The sequence below is a fragment of the Bradyrhizobium sp. BWC-3-1 genome, assembly GCF_032917965.1.
Classification (GTDB): Bacteria; Pseudomonadota; Alphaproteobacteria; order Rhizobiales; family Xanthobacteraceae; genus Bradyrhizobium; species Bradyrhizobium canariense_D.
Window position 1 is genome coordinate 3,380,070 of sequence record NZ_CP136625.1, and the last position, 15,167, is coordinate 3,395,236.

At 64.3% G+C, this 15,167-nt stretch carries 14 protein-coding genes; 8 read left to right on the top strand and 6 right to left on the bottom strand.

Going from position 1 to position 15,167, the window contains the following annotated elements; translation table 11 throughout:
* Positions 1-7 precede the first annotated feature (7 nt).
* Positions 8-1,897, bottom strand: coding sequence for a CHASE2 domain-containing protein (locus RX329_RS16195; protein ID WP_018455606.1), 1,890 nt, complete (start codon positions 1,895-1,897; stop codon positions 8-10).
* A 75-nt stretch (positions 1,898-1,972) separates the two neighbouring features.
* Positions 1,973-2,497, bottom strand: a complete 525-nt coding sequence (locus RX329_RS16200; RefSeq protein ID WP_026232987.1) for a FecR domain-containing protein — start codon at positions 2,495-2,497, stop codon at positions 1,973-1,975.
* Positions 2,498-3,143: 646 nt separating this feature from the next.
* Here RX329_RS16200 and RX329_RS16205 point away from each other — a divergent pair.
* Entirely contained in the window at positions 3,144-4,217 is a 1,074-nt protein-coding gene (locus RX329_RS16205; protein WP_018455608.1) for a DUF2778 domain-containing protein, read from the top strand.
* Positions 4,218-4,289: 72 nt separating this feature from the next.
* On the opposite strand, the gene RX329_RS16210 is transcribed toward RX329_RS16205, so the two are convergent.
* Together RX329_RS16210 and RX329_RS16215 are read right to left on the bottom strand one after the other, a co-directional pair.
* Positions 4,290-5,114 (bottom strand): SDR family NAD(P)-dependent oxidoreductase, encoded by an 825-nt coding sequence (locus tag RX329_RS16210; protein ID WP_018455609.1) that lies wholly within the window; start codon positions 5,112-5,114, stop codon positions 4,290-4,292.
* 22 nt (positions 5,115-5,136) lie between these two features.
* Positions 5,137-5,970, bottom strand: a complete 834-nt coding sequence (locus tag RX329_RS16215; protein ID WP_018455610.1) for a MurR/RpiR family transcriptional regulator — start codon at positions 5,968-5,970, stop codon at positions 5,137-5,139.
* Between the two features lie 135 nt (positions 5,971-6,105).
* Here RX329_RS16215 and RX329_RS16220 point away from each other — a divergent pair, with 135 nt between their 5' ends.
* The 7 genes from RX329_RS16220 to RX329_RS16250 all read left to right on the top strand — a co-directional run bounded on the left by RX329_RS16220 (position 6,106) and on the right by RX329_RS16250 (position 13,039).
* Positions 6,106-7,398, top strand: a complete 1,293-nt coding sequence (locus RX329_RS16220) for an ABC transporter substrate-binding protein (RefSeq protein WP_231190578.1) — start codon at positions 6,106-6,108, stop codon at positions 7,396-7,398.
* A gap of 106 nt (positions 7,399-7,504) precedes the next feature.
* On the top strand, positions 7,505-8,425 hold the full coding sequence (locus tag RX329_RS16225; protein ID WP_085351081.1) for a branched-chain amino acid ABC transporter permease: 921 nt from the start codon (positions 7,505-7,507) through the stop codon (positions 8,423-8,425).
* A 5-nt stretch (positions 8,426-8,430) separates the two neighbouring features.
* Positions 8,431-9,474 (top strand): branched-chain amino acid ABC transporter permease, encoded by a 1,044-nt coding sequence (locus RX329_RS16230; protein ID WP_317246124.1) that lies wholly within the window; start codon positions 8,431-8,433, stop codon positions 9,472-9,474.
* Positions 9,471-10,214, top strand: coding sequence for an ABC transporter ATP-binding protein (locus tag RX329_RS16235; RefSeq protein WP_085351083.1), 744 nt, complete (start codon positions 9,471-9,473; stop codon positions 10,212-10,214). Before RX329_RS16230 ends, RX329_RS16235 begins: the two co-directional genes overlap by 4 nt.
* A complete protein-coding gene (locus RX329_RS16240; RefSeq protein ID WP_317246125.1) occupies positions 10,211-10,912 on the top strand; it encodes an ABC transporter ATP-binding protein in 702 nt (233 codons plus the stop codon). Before RX329_RS16235 ends, RX329_RS16240 begins: the two co-directional genes overlap by 4 nt.
* Positions 10,913-11,572 (top strand): ATP-binding cassette domain-containing protein, encoded by a 660-nt coding sequence (locus RX329_RS16245; RefSeq protein WP_085351085.1) that lies wholly within the window; start codon positions 10,913-10,915, stop codon positions 11,570-11,572. It begins immediately after the preceding gene.
* A gap of 30 nt (positions 11,573-11,602) precedes the next feature.
* On the top strand, positions 11,603-13,039 hold the full coding sequence (locus tag RX329_RS16250) for an NAD-dependent succinate-semialdehyde dehydrogenase (RefSeq protein ID WP_085351086.1): 1,437 nt from the start codon (positions 11,603-11,605) through the stop codon (positions 13,037-13,039).
* Between the two features lie 18 nt (positions 13,040-13,057).
* On the opposite strand, the gene RX329_RS16255 is transcribed toward RX329_RS16250, so the two are convergent.
* On the bottom strand, positions 13,058-14,416 hold the full coding sequence (locus RX329_RS16255) for a caspase domain-containing protein (protein WP_085351087.1): 1,359 nt from the start codon (positions 14,414-14,416) through the stop codon (positions 13,058-13,060).
* A gap of 111 nt (positions 14,417-14,527) precedes the next feature.
* Positions 14,528-15,166 (bottom strand): glutathione binding-like protein, encoded by a 639-nt coding sequence (locus RX329_RS16260; RefSeq protein WP_085351088.1) that lies wholly within the window; start codon positions 15,164-15,166, stop codon positions 14,528-14,530.
* Between the last annotated feature and the right edge of the window lies 1 nt (position 15,167).

Below are 15,167 nucleotides of genomic sequence, written 5' to 3' on the forward strand. Positions count from 1 at the left end.
CGAAAGTTCAGTTGATCATCTCGGCCTTGGTCGAGGCCTGGTTCGGCCTGTCCTGGTCGCGCCAGAACCAGACGCTCACGACGCCGGAGCGGCCGCGGACCTGCGTGAGCAGGGGGCCCGACAGAACGCCGTGGGGAGCGCCCTGGAAATCGGCCGCATCCAGCAGCGTATCGCTGAGCGCGAGACGCGCGCCGTTTTTAGCAGCGACCTCCATCAACCGGCTCGCGACGTTGACGGTGTCGCCCGTCGCCGTGATGTGCTGATGGCTTTCGCCGAGGCGGGAGGCGACGATCGGGCCGAAATGCGCGCCGATCTTGAAGCCGAGCTGATCCCTGATCGCTGGCGGCAACCACGCGATCCAGCGCTCGACGCCGCGGTGCAGGTCGATCGCGCATTTCAGCGCGCGTGCGGCGTCGTCGGGCATCGCGCCGGGCAGGCCGAACAGGATCATGGCGCCGTCACCGAGAAAGCCGCTGATCATGCCGCCGCAATCGACCGCGGTCTTCTCGATCAGCGCGTGAAACGCCTTCAGAATGTCCTGGAGTTCACCCGGATCGATCCGCTCGCTCAGCGCCGTGAAGCCGGAGAGATCGATGAAGACCATTGCTGCGTCCTGCCGGACGGGTGTTGACAGGAAATTCGGATCCCGCGCCAGCCACTCCTGCACGGCCGGCGCCTGGAATTGCGCGAGCGACCGGCTCTTGGCGGCAAAATATTGCGTGCGGCGGCCTCCCGCCCACAATTGCACGCCGGCAAAGACCGCAACCGGCGGCACTGCCGCGGCGAGCGTGGTCGCGGCGTTCAACCAGACGCCATGCGTGAACGCAAACAGATTGAACCCGGCCCAGGCGATCATCACCGCGGCCGCGGCGACGATGCCGAGCGCGCTGCGCCGCCAGGCGAGCAGGCCCACCAGCAGCACCGGCAGCAGGATCGCGATGAGCGCGTCGGCGATGTGGACCTTGCGGTCGCGCACGATGCTGTCCCCGGCGACGAGATGGGTGATCGCGGTGGAGACCACTTCGACGCCGGGCATTAGAGAATCGAACGGTGTTGGGTAAAAATCACCGCCGCCGGCGACCGAGGCCCCGATCACGACGATCCGGTTCTCGATCGCCGCGCGACTTAACGTGCCGTCGAAGATGCTCTGTGCGCTGACGGTGCGGATGGTCCGGCGCGGGCCGTAATAGGTGATCGGTAGCGCGAAGTCGGCATCGGTGGGCACCGCGCGGTCGCCGAGCATCAGATGGTCCGGCGCGATCGTCAGCGACTTGTCGAGCGCGCGCGCCGCGACCCGCAACGGAAAGGACAGCTCGACCTTGTCGCTCGTCCGGAACAGCATCGGCACCGAGAGCGGCGAGCCCGATTGTCCGGTCGCAACATTGACGACGCCGACTTCGGCATGATCGGCGAACGCCGGCAAGGGCAGCAGGAAGCGCTCGGCCTGCGGCAGCGCGGCGAGGGGGCCTTGGCCGCTGGTCTCCACGGTCTCGCTGGCGGACGGGAAGATCGCTGCGGCGGCAAGGACGATGGGACCCGTAGCCAGCGTATTTGCCAGCGTAGCGTCGCCGATCGCAGCGCTGCGATCGACCAGCAGCAGGTCGATCGCGACGACCTTCGGCTTGAACTGCACGATGGTGTCGACGACGCGGGCGAGATCGGCGCGCGGCAGCGGATAGCTGCCGCCGCGCTTCACGACGGTGTCGTCGATCGCGACGATGGTGACGAGATCGGGCGGAACCCGCACGCCGCGGACCTGCGTCCGCCAATCCGTCAGCGTCGCCTCGAGGCGATCGAGAAACCGCAGATGACCGTTGGCGTGACCGGCATAGATGCCCGCGCCCCACAGTGCGGTGAGGACGAGTGCCACCAGGATCTGAACGCGTCGGCTACTCATGTGGTCGTGTTGCAATTTCTCTATCGTCCAAATGCTGTTCGCCGCGCCCAGGTGACCCGAACCATTGGCCAAGTCTTACTGACCAAGTCTTGCCATCAACGCGTCGACGCGCGGCTGGCCCCATGTCTTGACCGTCAACGGGCCTGTGGCTTCCACGTCGACGCCTTGGCCACGGTCTAATACCACGCTGCGCCCACCATTCCTTCGGCTCACGCCGACACGGCCGTCAGCCACGAAGACGGAGGTCTTGGCCTCTGCGACATCGACCGCCCATTTCGTGCCGCGCACCGCGGCGATCGCCTGCGGCGTCAGCACCTTGAAGGGATTGCCGCCGGGCTTCTTGGGCACCTCGACCAGCAGCGCTTTGCTGCTCAACTCCACCGAGTCTATATGTCCGTCGCGGTTAGCGTCCTTAAGTTCAAATCTGGCACCGCTTTCGGCAACGATCGTGATGCCGTTGTCGCAGCGCCAGGTCTGCGTACCGGCAGCAGATGGCGTCGCCGTGCAGCCCACATTGGCGGCAGGCTGGGCAATCGCGTGTCCGATCAACAGAAACGACCCCGCCAGAGCGAAAAACCCTGCGCGCACGAACTCTCTCATGCCAGCCTCCGTTTGCGTGCTCGGCACAGTTCAAGGCGATCTTGATACGGTACCGTATCACACGCAGAGGCTGCTGAAAAGTGCCGGTTGCCGGAGCTATTTTCTCGCTGCGGCCTTTTCCAGTGCGGTGCGATCAACTTTCGGTCAGGGCACCTGCTCGCGTGCGCGGTGTAGCTGCTGACAACCGCGCTGCGGCTGCGGAGCAGAGGGTGCTTGCGCACCAGCCTCGCGCAACGCTTCCCCGCTATCTTCCGGGTATTGAACACCACGAAAACGACTTGGTTGGATGGCCTTAGAGATGCGGCCGGAGACGGTCGCCGGCAACGCCAATCCCGCCGAGAATTATAGTTAACAGACGCCCTTAAGTCCGTAGTTCTGCGGGCTTTTTTCTCGAAATGGGACACCCGAACGGGTTGCCTCACATCCGCCCGAACTTAATCCGCATTTAACTAAAAGTGGCCTTAATGACGCTCCGACCCTCTGCGAGATGCTGTTCCCGGATCGTGACCAGCGGCGCTTCGAAGGGGGACCGAGTGACACCGTTCTGGACGCAAGGCGAATGAGTACGAGTATCGCTGCGCAAGGCATCGCGGCACGAAAGTCCAAAGGATTCTCGAGCAATTCCTATCGGAAGCCTTCCCGGAAAATGACCACCCAAAACGTGCTTGGCGCCGCCGTGATCGGCTGCGTCGTGCTTGGCGCCGGCTGGACCATCTACAGCAACATCTTTGCCGCCAGCGTCTATCCGACCGTCGGCAGCAGCGGCTACGACGAGCCCGTGATCAAGCGGGCGCCCAGGGTCGCGCTGCGCGAGGCCGGTGAGGCCGTCAAGGACGCCTTTGCGCTCTTGCCCGACCGCTTGCAGGTGGCAGCGCCGATCTCGCGCGAGATGTTCAACGATCGCTTTGCCGCGGCTGCGACCCAAGGCGTGACATCGAATGCGGCCAGCGCCGCGCCCGCAACCAAGGTCGCCGAAGCCAAGGACGCGCCGAAGCCGAGCGTGATCGCGAGGGTCGCGGAAGTCCTGAAGCCAGGTCCCGCCAAGATCGCTGACGCTGCGAAGTCCAAGCGCGGCGCTGACGCGCCGCTGCAGCTTGCCTCGGCAGATCCGGCCGAGATCGTGCCGGCGCCTGAGGCGAAGCCAAAATCGATCGCCGATCGCGCCAAGGCTGCGGTGATGTCGATTACCGGACCGCGCCAGTCGATGGTGGAAAAGCTCTGGGGCAAGCGCGAGCCGTCCGGTGGGCTGCTCGCCTATGCCTCGGCCGACGCCAGCGTGACCGCCTCCATCGCGCCGAGGGAGCAGAACCCCATGCTCGGCGGTTCGGCGCCCTATGAGCGTGACACCGCGGTCTACGACATCTCCGCTAAAACGGTTTACTTGCCCGACGGCACCAAGCTCGAGGCGCATTCCGGCCTCGGTTCCAACCTCGACGACCCGCGCTCCTCGCGCGTCCGCATGCGCGGTGTGACGCCGCCGCATATCTACACGCTGAAACCGCGCGAGGCGCTGTTTCACGGCGTGCCTGCGCTGCGCCTGACCCCGATTGGCGGTGAGAGCGCGATCTACGGCCGCGACGGCCTGCTCGCGCATACCTTCATGCTCGGGCCCAACGGCGATTCCAACGGCTGCGTGTCGTTCAAGGATTATTACGCGTTCCTCGACGCCTACCGCAACAAGGGCATCCGCAAGCTCGCGGTGCTGGCGCGCGTGGACTAGGCTCAGTCAATTCGAGATCACGCAAAGGGCCGCTTGCAGCGGCCCTTTTCTGTTTCGCTTCGCGCGTGCGTTTTAGCCCGGCCAGCACTGCCCGCCGCCGTCGATCCGCAGCACCTGACCGGAAACGAAGGCGCCCATGGGCCCTGCGAAGAATTCGACAACGCGCGCGACCTCGTCGACGGTTGCGATCCGGTCGAGCGTGCCGGTCTCGACCATTCTGTCGGGGTCGACTGCACGCGTTCCGAGGAAGCGGCCGGTGCGGGTATCTCCGGGCGCGATGCAGTTGACGGCGACGTCGTAGGGGCGGAGCTGGTCGGCCAGGCATCGCGTGTAATGGGTCACGCCGGCCTTCGAGACCGCATAGATCGAGCCTTGGGTACGTCCCTTGAAAGCGGCGACGGAGCCAAGCGTCACGATGCGGCCGCGTCGGCGCTCCATCATGCCGCGCGCGACCGCCTGGCATGTCAGGATGGTGGAGAGCAGATTGCGCTCCAGCACCGCGCGCACGTCGGCCTCCTTGATATTCACCGCATCGTTCGGATCGGGCTTGCCGCCGCCGGCCGCGATATCGCCCCCGGCATTGTGCACGAGAATGTCGATCGGGCCGAGTGCCGCTTCGGTCTCCGCGATGACGCGTGCGATGTCCTCGCCCTTGGTGAGATCGCCGAGCACGCGCTGGCTGCGAACGCCGAATTCGCGGCCGATCTCGACGGCGACCGCGGTGAGGGTGGTGCCCTCGCCATACTCGGCCGGCCCGTTCTCGCGCATGCCGTGGATAGCGACGTCAGCGCCGAGCGCGGCAAGCTTCTCTGCAAAAGCGCGGCCGAGCCCGCGTCCCGCGCCGGTCACCAGTGCAACTTTGCCTGCCAGAAGCTTGTTGGTGTCATGCGATGTCATGATCTTGTTCCTGTTGTGAATGTCAGTCTGCGGCGAGGTCGAGGCCGATCGCCAACGCCTGCACGAGGCACATCGGTGCGACAAGCGTACGCAGCGCGGGCTCAGGCATGTCCTGGATCTCGAACACGACGCTCGCGCCCTCGACGATCGGGCTCAAAAGGCTGTCGGTGATGGAAATCGTGGGCACGCCCCGCGCGACGAGTTCAGGAAACAAGCGCGCCGTATCCGGATAGTAATTTCGGAAGCTGATCGCGACCAGCGCGTCGTCTGATGTCGCCGCGTGCGACTGCTCGTGGATGCTGCCGCCAAGGCCGTCGAGCAGGACGACGCGCCGTCCGAGCTTGCGCAGCACGTAGGCGAGGTGGATCGCAACCGGGAACGAGCCGCCCAGGCCGAGCAGATAGATGTCACGTGCCTTGGCAAGGATCGCGGTTGCGGCGTCGAGTTCGCGCGCATGGACGGATTGGCTGAGCGTGACCAGCGATGATTGCGCTTCGGACACGAAACGCGACAAGACCGCGGCCGGCTGGCGGCCGAGCACTGACTTCTCCTGGCTCTTCATGCGGGCGAGGCGCGCCTTGTAGCTTGGCGCGACGCCGGCGACGAGACGGGAGCGGAACACCTGCTGCATCTCGGTGAAGCCGCCGAACCCGAGCGCATGCGCGAAGCGAACGATCGCCGACGGCGGCACCCCTGAGCGCTGCGCCACCTCCGCCACGGTGCCGAGTGCGACATCGGTCGGGTGATCGAGCACGAACTCCGCGATCTGCTGTAACCGGCCCGACAGTGCCCGGTGCCGCTGCGCGATCGCGCCGCGCAGTTCGTCATAAGTCATGGCGCCAGCCGCCTTGTTCATCGAGTCGGATCTCCGGATCGGCCGCCTGTTTAACGGCATTTCACCATTTGGATCAAAAATTCTACTTTACATAACATATGGAATGAATATTCTAATCCCACAAGAAGCAAAAGACTTCGGAAACGGGAGGACACGATGAGAGGGCGTCAGATCTCACGGCGAAGCGTTCTGAAGGGCAGCTTGATGGCGAGCGTCATCGGCGGCGCCGGCAGCTTCTTTGGGCCGTGGCGGCAGAATCATGCCTGGGCGCAAGGCGCGAAACCGATCAAGCTGGGCCTGACGTGCGATGCCAGCGGTCAATACGGCAACAGCGGCCAGGATGATTTCCGCGGCATCAAGATGGCGATCGACGAGATCAACGCCAAAGGTGGCGTACTCGGGCGCCAGGTCACGTTCATCACGGCGGACACCGAGACGACGCCAGCTACCGGCAGCCGCGTCGCGGAACGTTTCATCACCCGCGAGGACTGCACCATCCTGATCGGCGCGCTGCATTCGGGCGTCGCCAACGCCATCACACAGGTCGCTAGCAAATATGGTGTGATCTACATGAACACCAATTCCTCCGCGCCCAGCGAAGCCGGGGAGAACTGCTCGCGCGTGAAATTCGTATGGGACGGCAACGGCACCAATTTTTCCAAGGCGTCGGTCAAGAACGCGGTGGACTCCATCGGCAAGAACTGGATGCTGCTGACCAACGACTATGTCTGGGGTCACACGACGTCTGCCGCGACCAGGACGCAGGTCGAGAGCGCCGGTGGCAAGATCCTCGACAATCTGCTGGTGCCGCAGAACACGCGCGACTTTACTGCCTATCTGCTGAAGATCCAGCAGGCCAAGCCCGATGTTGTGGCGACCGCAGTTGGCGGCGACGATATCAAGGCATTGCGCGAGCAGGTGGCGCAGCTCAAGCTCGACGGCAAGCCGGCCTGGATCAACAACCAGCAGGACTGGCCCGATGTGTGGGGCGCGCCCGACAGCCTGTTCGGCGTGTTCGGCACCACCTGGTATCACAAGCTGCCGCTGCCAGGTGTCGCCGAATTCGTCAAGAAGTGGCAGGCCGCCAACAAGGACGGCCCGATCCCGGTGCCGGGCAACGTCTCCTACAACGGCTACATGTCCACGCGCGAACTGCTGCGTGCAATCGAGCGGGCAGGGTCGACCAACAACGTCAAGATCATCAAGGAGCTCGAGAACCTGAAGGTCTCGGCGACCGATCGCATGCAGCATTTCGACGCCTACATGGATCCGATGACGCACCAGATGCAGCAGACGATCTATCTGGCGCGGCGCAACGCCAAGCCGGTCGACAATACCGATCTGTTCGAGATCATCAGCTGGACGGAGCCGAAATCGGCCGCCGATGATGCGGCACCCGGCAAGTGCAAGCTCACCCCCTACGAGCAGGTGCCGACCGTCGACTCCTAGAGACGGTGCGTCACATCGCAGAACGAGCGGCGCGCATCTCGCGCGCCGCGCCTCCGGGACCGTCAGCCTCCCGGATGACACATGCCAGTTGCGAGAGCCAAAAACCTTGTTCGACCTTCTTCCGCATCTCCTCAACGGCCTGACGCTCGGCCTGTTGTTCGCGCTGATCGCACTCGGCTTCATGCTCATCGTCGGGCTGATGGAGCAGATCAACCTCGCGCACGGCTCCCTGTTCGCGCTCGGGGCTTATGTCGCCATGCAGCTCACGGGGCCGCGCCCTCCATTGCCGATGGAACTTGCGAAAGCGTGGCTCGCGCTGCCGCTCGGCTGGCGCTATGCGGCGACGTTGATCATTGCTCCCGTGATCGTGAGTCTGGTCGGCATGCTGATCGAGCTCTGCATGCGGCGCACTTACGGCAAGGATCCGCTCTACGGGCTGCTCCTGACCTTCGGCGCCGCGATGGTGATCGAAGAGATGATCCGCCTGGTGTGGGGCACGCGCGACTACGTGCTGCAGGTGCCGTCCGCCATCAACGGCGGCTTCCTGTTCGGCGACCTGATCTGGTCGACCTATCGCTTCTACGCAGCGGGCATCGCGGCCGGGGTCATCGGCCTGGTCTGGCTGTTGATCGAAAAGACCTCGTTCGGTGCGACGGTCAAGGCCGGCGCGCATGACAGCGAGATCGTTCGCGCGCTCGGCATCAACCTGTCGCGGTTGCGGATGCTGGTCTTCGTGTTCGGCACGATGCTGGCCGCGATCGCGGGCATCATCGTCGCGCCGATCTGGGGCATTCGCCCGCATATGGGCGTCGATGCGGTCATTCCTGCGTTCCTGGTGATCGTGCTCGGGGGCGTCGGCAGCTTTTGGGGTGCGGTCGTGGCGGGTCTTTTGGTCGGACTGTGTGTCGGCCTTGCCGGCGCCTACGCGTCCGAATGGTCGCTGTTGTCGATGTACATCTTGCTCGTGGCCGTCGTGACGTTCCGCGCGCGCGGCCTCTGGGGCAAAAAAAGCGTGCTCGAGGCCTAAAGGGAATGATTGTGGGACCAAAATCTTCACCGGACGCTGCGCGCCTCGTGACGCCGACGATGCTGGTGCTCTGGCTCGTGCTTGCAACGGTGCCGCTCTGGATCACGCGGATCGGGCTCTATCCCTATCTCGGGATCGAGATCCTGATCTGGTCGCTCTATGCGCTCGCATTCAACCTGGTGCTGGGCACCGCCGGACTTCCGTCGTTCGGTCATGGTGCCTATTTCGGCATCGGCGCCTACGCGTTCGGTCTCTGTCAGTTCGACATCGTCGCCAATCTCTGGATATGCCTGATTGCCGCGGCCGCGGCGGCAGGTCTCGGCGGCGTGCTGGTGGCGCTGTTCATCTCGCACAGGCGCGGCATCTATTATGCCTTCATGACGATTGCCTTCGGCCAGATCTTCTGGACGTTGGCGATAAAATCGCACCGGATCACCGGCGGCGAAGACGGCCTTCTCAAGATCAAACGGTTGCCGGCCGATTTCGGGCTTGTGTCGTTCGATCTCAACGACAATGTCGCGTTCTACTATTTCGTGCTCGCCGTCTTTGCGGTCGGCACCGCCGCATTGTGGAGGCTGGTGCACTCGCCCTATGGCCGCGTGGTCGCTGCGATCAGGCAGAGCGAAGTTCGCGCGAGCCATCTCGGCTATAATGTGTGGCTCTACAAAGTCGCGATCTTTGCGCTGTCGGCCGCCGTCTCGGGGTTTGCCGGCGGATTGTTCGCCATGGCGCAGCTCGCCGCATTCCCCGACGTCATGAGCCTGCATCAATCCGGCTACGTCGTGATGATGACGCTCGTCGGCGGTGGCCTCGTCAGCTTCTGGGGTCCGGTGATTGGCGTATTTCTCTTCCTCACCGCCCGAGACGTGATCGGTGCGCTGACCAATGCCTGGATGCTCTATTTTGGTCTGCTCTTCATCGCCATCGTGCTGTTTCGCCCCGAAGGCATTGCCGGCGCGATATCCGCTGCCGTGCAGCAGCACTCACTCGGCGCCTTACGGCAGCGCGGTACCTCGGCGATGCGGCTGCTGTTCGGGAGCGGGCGATGAACATGATCGAAGCCGCGGCCGTTCATGTCCGCTTCGGCGACCGCGTCGTGCTGGAGAGCGTCGATCTCGCGGTCGCGGAGGGCGAGTTTCACGGTGTGATGGGCCCGAACGGTGCCGGCAAAACCACGTTCTTCAATGTCCTCACCGGCCGGGTGAAACCGAATCGTGGTCGAGTCCTGCTCGCCGGCGAGGATGTCACGGGCCTCAGCCCGCACCGCATCGCCGCCAAGGGCATCGCCCGCTCGTTTCAGATCATGACACTGTTCGACGAATTCTCCGCGCGTGACAACGTCATGATGGGCTTGCCCGAGTTTCGCGCCCGTGGCCACGATATCGCGCGCGCAGCGGCGGGCGACAGCCGGTTTGCCGCGAAGTCTACCGAAGCGCTGGCGGCGGTCGGGCTTGCCGACAAGGGCGGCATCCGCGCCAAGGACCTGTCCTATGGCGACCGGCGCGCGCTGGAGATCGCGGTCGCCCTGGCGCAGGCGCCCCGGGTGTTGTGCCTGGACGAGCCGACCTCCGGCCTCGGCTCCGACGGGGTGCAGCGGCTCGCAGCCCTGATTGCTCGCCTGAAGGGGCGGCTGACCATCGTCGCCATCGAGCATGATATGGAGTTCCTGTTCTCGTTGGCTGACCGGATCTCGGTCATCCATTGGGGCCAGGTGGTGGCGCGCGGAACGCCACATGAACTGCAGCAGAACGAATGGGTGCGGCGCTCCAATCTCGGGAAGTTCGCATGATCCTCGAAGTGGACGCGGTCGATACCTTTTACGGTGAGACCCAGGCGCTGTTCGGCGCCTCGCTTGCCATCGAGCACGCCAAGGTGTTTGCGCTGCTCGGCCCTAACGGCGCCGGCAAGACGACGATGCTCCGCTCGATTCTCGGACTGACGTGTCCGCGCCGCGGCTCCGTTTGTTTCGACGGTCACGACGTCACGCGCGATCCGACCCACGAGATTGCGCGCGCCGGCATCGGCTGGGTACCCGACGACCGCCGGCTGTGTCCGACATTGACGGTTGCGCGCAACCTGTCGATCGCGCAAAAGCGCACGCGCTTTCGCCACTGGAGCGTCAAGGAGGCCGCTGCGATCTTCTCACCGCTCGAATATCTCATGGAGCGCGACTGCGAAAACCTGTCGGGCGGCGAAATGCAGATGGTGGCGATCGCCCGCGCGCTGGTCGGCTCGCCGGGACTGGTGCTGTTCGACGAGCCGAGCCAGGGACTGGCGCCGAAAATCGTCGGCGACGTGCTCGCGACGATCTTGCGCATGAAGGACGAGGGCATTGCCTCGCTGGTCGTGGAGCAGAACGCCGAGATCGCGCTGGCGGTCGCAGACCATGCCGCGGTGATCGATCGCGGCCGGATCGTCTGGACCGGGGAGGCCGCGGCCTTGCGCGATGACCGCGGGCTTCGTCAGTGCTTGCTGGGAGTACAATAAGTGGCCGCACCGCTGCTCGTTCTCGACGACGTTCGAAAGGTCTATACACGGGGCCGCGTGATCCGCCGACCGACATTCACGCTACAGGCAAACCTGTCGCTGGACGAACCTGATATCGTTGGTGTCGTCGGCCCGAATGGCGCCGGCAAGACGACCTTGTTCGAGATGATGACGGGCTCGAACGCCCCGACCTCCGGGCGCGTGCTGGTCGCGGGCACCGATATCCATGGTGTCAAATATCGCGAGCGCGACCGGCTCGCGATCCACTATCACCAATCCTATCAGGTCAGGCGCTTCCGGAAGCGCATTCCGTCCGCCTTCCTGGCGCCGTCGCCAACCCGGACGCCGCTGGTTCACCTGTTCGACGAACCGCAGTTCAACCTGCAGGATGGCTATATCGGCTTCATGCTCGATTTCTTCCGCAAGCTGCGCGACGAGGGTCGGCTGGTCGTGCTCTGCATGCATCCGACGGCGGCCTGGCACCTCGACATCCTTGCCGAGATCGCCGGGCGATTCCTCTTTGTGGCCGGCGGTGGGGTGACACGCATGGCCGATTTCGGCGCTCTGGTCGCCGAGCCACGCTTCCGCTCCTATCTTGGGCCGGAGATGACAAAGGCGGCGGACGCGATTTGTCACCGAGCCACTCCCATCCCGACCTAGCGCAGAAAAAAGCGACCACAGGAGAATCCGTTGGCCTATTCGAACACCCAGCTTTTCATTGGCGGCAAATGGCGACCGGCCCATTCGGGCAAGGTGATCGAGGTCCGCAATCCCGCGACTGAAGAGGTGATCGGCACCGTCGCCCATGCCGGACGGTCCGACCTCGACGAGGCACTCGCCGCAGCCAGCGCCGGCTTCAAGATCTGGCGAAACGTTGCTCCCTTCGAGCGCTGCCGCATCATGCGCAAGGCGGCCGCGATCATGCGCGAGCGCAATGACGAGATTGCGCCGCTGCTCACGATGGAACAGGGCAAGACTCTTGGCGAGGCCAAGATGGAGGTGATGGCTGCCGCCGACGTGATCGAGTGGTTTGCGGAGGAAGCCAAACGCGCCTATGGCCGCCTGATCCCTGCGCGTGGGCCGGGCATCTACCAGCTCGCGATCAAGGAGCCGGTCGGCCCGGTTGCGGCGTTCACGCCCTGGAACTTTCCGATCAATCAGGTCGTGCGCAAGCTCTCCGCCGCACTCGGCGCCGGCTGCTCGATCATCGTCAAGGCCCCGGAGGAGACGCCGGCCTCGCCCGCACAGCTGATCCGCGCGTTTGCGGACGCTGGCGTGCCCGATGGCGTCATCAACCTTGTATACGGTATTCCCTCGGAGATCTCGGAATATCTCATTCCGCATCCGGTGATCCGCAAGATCTCGTTCACGGGCTCGACCCATGTCGGCAAGCAGCTCAATGCGCTCGCGGGCCTGCACATGAAGCGTGCCACCATGGAGCTCGGCGGTCATGCGCCGGCGATCGTTTTCAAGGACGCCGACGTCGCATCGGCCGCGAAAATTCTGGCGGCGGCAAAATATCGCAATGCCGGGCAGGTTTGCATCTCGCCGACGCGAATGCTGGTCCAGGATGACGTGTTCCGTGAATTCGTCGACACATTTGTCGACAGCGCCAAGTCGTTCAAGGTCGGCAACGGCCTCGATCCCGAATCCAAAATGGGCTCGCTTGCCAATCCGCGCCGTGTCACCGCCATCGAAGGCATGGTGCAGGATGCCGTCGGCAAGGGTGCAAAACTCGAGACCGGCGGCAAACGCGTCGGCAACAAGGGCCATTTCTTCGAGCCGACCGTAGTGAGCGACGTGCCGAAGGATGCGCGCGCCATGAACGAGGAGCCGTTCGGCCCGCTCGCGCTGATTTCACGCTTCTCGTCGTTCGACGAGGTGGTCGAGGAGGCCAACCGCTTGCCGTTCGGGCTGGCGTCCTACGCCTTCACAAGCTCGGCAAAGACGGCGGCTGCGATCGGTTCGGCCGTCGAAGCCGGCATGATGTCGATCAACAGTTTTGGTCTGGCGCTGCCCGAAGTGCCGTTCGGCGGCATCAAGGATTCCGGCTACGGCTCGGAGGGCGGCACCGAGGCAATGGAGGGTTATTTCAACACCAAGTTCATCAGCCAGACGGGCGTGTGACCGGCCGGGGATGCGCAGCTAGCGTTTGACGAAAACCAGATTGCAGGCCCGCGCCTCGTTGCGCTTGCCGGTGCCGCGGGTGCGATCGAACTGCGCATCGACGGTAAAGGCGTAGGGCGAGCCGGGCGCGAGATTGTTCAGCGTGTACGCGCTCGCTCCCGTCGTGCCGCGCGCGCTCAAGGTGGTCTTGCCGTCCGCCGGGATCTGGCCGTCGATCTCGAGCCGGTTGATGTTGTTGCCCGGACCCTGCGCCTCGGCATGAAGCACGCCGTTCGTGACGGTGGCGACCAGAGGTCTGGTGAAGCCCTGCGCCTTGCCGGTGGCCAAGCAGTTCAACGTCACGTCCCAGCTGCCGTCAAAATCCTTGCTTCCGCCGCTCCGGCCGTTGCCTGACGGCGCGAGCGCCACCTTCTGCTTCAGCCCCTCGATCCGAGCTTTGGCGAGCGTGGCGAAGATGCAATTCGGGAATCTCGCGAGGTGATCCTCGAAAGCGCCCAGCGTGCCGATGCCGTCGGCAGCCTTCCAGTGTGCTTCTGCTGCTGCGCAAGGGTCAGCCCGGGGCGCGGCTTGTGGCGCCGCCGGCGCCACCGTGACCGACACCGGTCCGTTCAGGTAGAACTTGCCGATGATCGACAGCGACAGCTCCGGGAGTTGGGTCTTGCCGCTGGAATCGTAGACGTCGCTGCTGATGTCGCGAAAGACTTCGCCGATCTCCTGCGGCTCCTCGATGTGCTTCAGGAACGCCGTCGTATAGGGGCTGTTGCGGCCGCTGCCATCGGCCGCCGTCTGCCCGGACTGGGTTGAGAACGACACGATCGTGCCGCGCGGTGCTTCGACTTTCGACAGGCCCCGCCCGATCGAGGCGCCGCGCGTCATGCCGGCGGAGCGTTTCAAGGTTTCGGCCAGCGGATTGTCGCGGCAGGAATCGAGGATGAGGATGCGCAGGTTCTTGGCCTGCTGCAGGTCGTTCACGATGTCGTCCACCCGCACGAAGCGCTTCAAATCGGCTTCGTCGCTCAGCACGGCATCGACAGGCATCAGATAGTTCACGCCGTTGTACTGCATCGCATGGCCGCTGTAGTAGAACATGGCGACGTCGGCTTTGCTCGCGGCGCGCGCGAAGCGGATGGTGAGGTCCTGCATGTCAGCTTGGCGCAGGTCGATGCCCTGGAGCACCTCGAAGCCGCTGCGCTTGAGCGAGGCGGCGACGTCTTCGGCATCGTGCGACGGGTTGGGAAGCTGCGCCGTACTGGCATAGGCGCCATTGCCGATCACCAGGGCGACGCGGGTTTCCGCCGACGCCGGCGCAACGGAAAGCCAGCAGGCCAGGAGGGTAAGGCAAAGTCCGGCCGGGCAAAGTCTGGAAAGAGCACGCATGAATGCCTTCCAAAGGAAATGTCGAAAAATATTCCTCCAGATTAGCGCATGCCGCGCCGACATCAATGCCCTGCCGGAGCACCGCTCAGATTTCCCGGCCGTGACATCCTGTCACGCCGGGCTCGCCGCCATCGTCTTGCGGACGGCCATTTCGGTCGCAATCGCGTCCCGCACGGCCGGTCGCGCCTGCATGCGCGCGAGATAGGCCGACAACGATGGCCATTGCGCGACGTCGATTCCCGCGGGACGGAGCAACAGCAAAGCCCAGGTGAGATGGGCATCCGCGACGGTGAAGCTGTCGCCGACGAGGAATTCGCGGTCCATCAGATGCGCGGCAGGCATCGATAATGTCTGCGCTATCCTTGCACGCGGCTTGGCGAGCGAGGCGTCGTCCTTGTACCAGAAGGTTGGAAACAGGAACGCCTTGTGGATCTCGGCCCCGACGAAACTGAGCCATTCCTGGAGCCGATACCGGTCGGGATTTCCGAAGGCGGGTGCAAGGCCCGCCTGCGGCTTTAGGTCGGCGATGTATTGCAGCACCGCGGCGCTTTCGGTCAGCCGTTCGCCATTCTCCAGCACGAGGACCGGCACCGCGCCCTTTGGGGAAACGCCGAGGAAATCGCTGCCGTCGTCCACGACCTGCTTGGTCTGGAGATGGACCGGATGATAGCGGGCCTCGATGCCCGCTTCCATCAGCGCGATGCGGCTCGCAAGCGAGCAGGCCATCGGTGAGAAATAGAGTTGCAGCATC

Excerpts from the sequence above, each read along its gene's own strand:
- RX329_RS16195 (WP_018455606.1), bottom strand. The coding sequence starts at position 1,897 with ATGAGTAGCCGACGCGTTCAGATCCTGGTGGCACTCGTCCTCACCGCA.
- RX329_RS16200 (WP_026232987.1), bottom strand. The coding sequence starts at position 2,497 with ATGAGAGAGTTCGTGCGCGCAGGGTTTTTCGCTCTGGCGGGGTCGTTT.
- RX329_RS16205 (WP_018455608.1), top strand. The coding sequence starts at position 3,144 with ATGACCACCCAAAACGTGCTTGGCGCCGCCGTGATCGGCTGCGTCGTG.
- RX329_RS16210 (WP_018455609.1), bottom strand. The coding sequence starts at position 5,114 with ATGACATCGCATGACACCAACAAGCTTCTGGCAGGCAAAGTTGCACTG.
- RX329_RS16215 (WP_018455610.1), bottom strand. The coding sequence starts at position 5,970 with ATGAACAAGGCGGCTGGCGCCATGACTTATGACGAACTGCGCGGCGCG.
- RX329_RS16220 (WP_231190578.1), top strand. The coding sequence starts at position 6,106 with ATGAGAGGGCGTCAGATCTCACGGCGAAGCGTTCTGAAGGGCAGCTTG.
- RX329_RS16230 (WP_317246124.1), top strand. The coding sequence starts at position 8,431 with ATGATTGTGGGACCAAAATCTTCACCGGACGCTGCGCGCCTCGTGACG.
- RX329_RS16235 (WP_085351083.1), top strand. The coding sequence starts at position 9,471 with ATGAACATGATCGAAGCCGCGGCCGTTCATGTCCGCTTCGGCGACCGC.
- RX329_RS16240 (WP_317246125.1), top strand. The coding sequence starts at position 10,211 with ATGATCCTCGAAGTGGACGCGGTCGATACCTTTTACGGTGAGACCCAG.
- RX329_RS16255 (WP_085351087.1), bottom strand. The coding sequence starts at position 14,416 with ATGCGTGCTCTTTCCAGACTTTGCCCGGCCGGACTTTGCCTTACCCTC.
- RX329_RS16260 (WP_085351088.1), bottom strand. The coding sequence starts at position 15,166 with ATGCTGCAACTCTATTTCTCACCGATGGCCTGCTCGCTTGCGAGCCGC.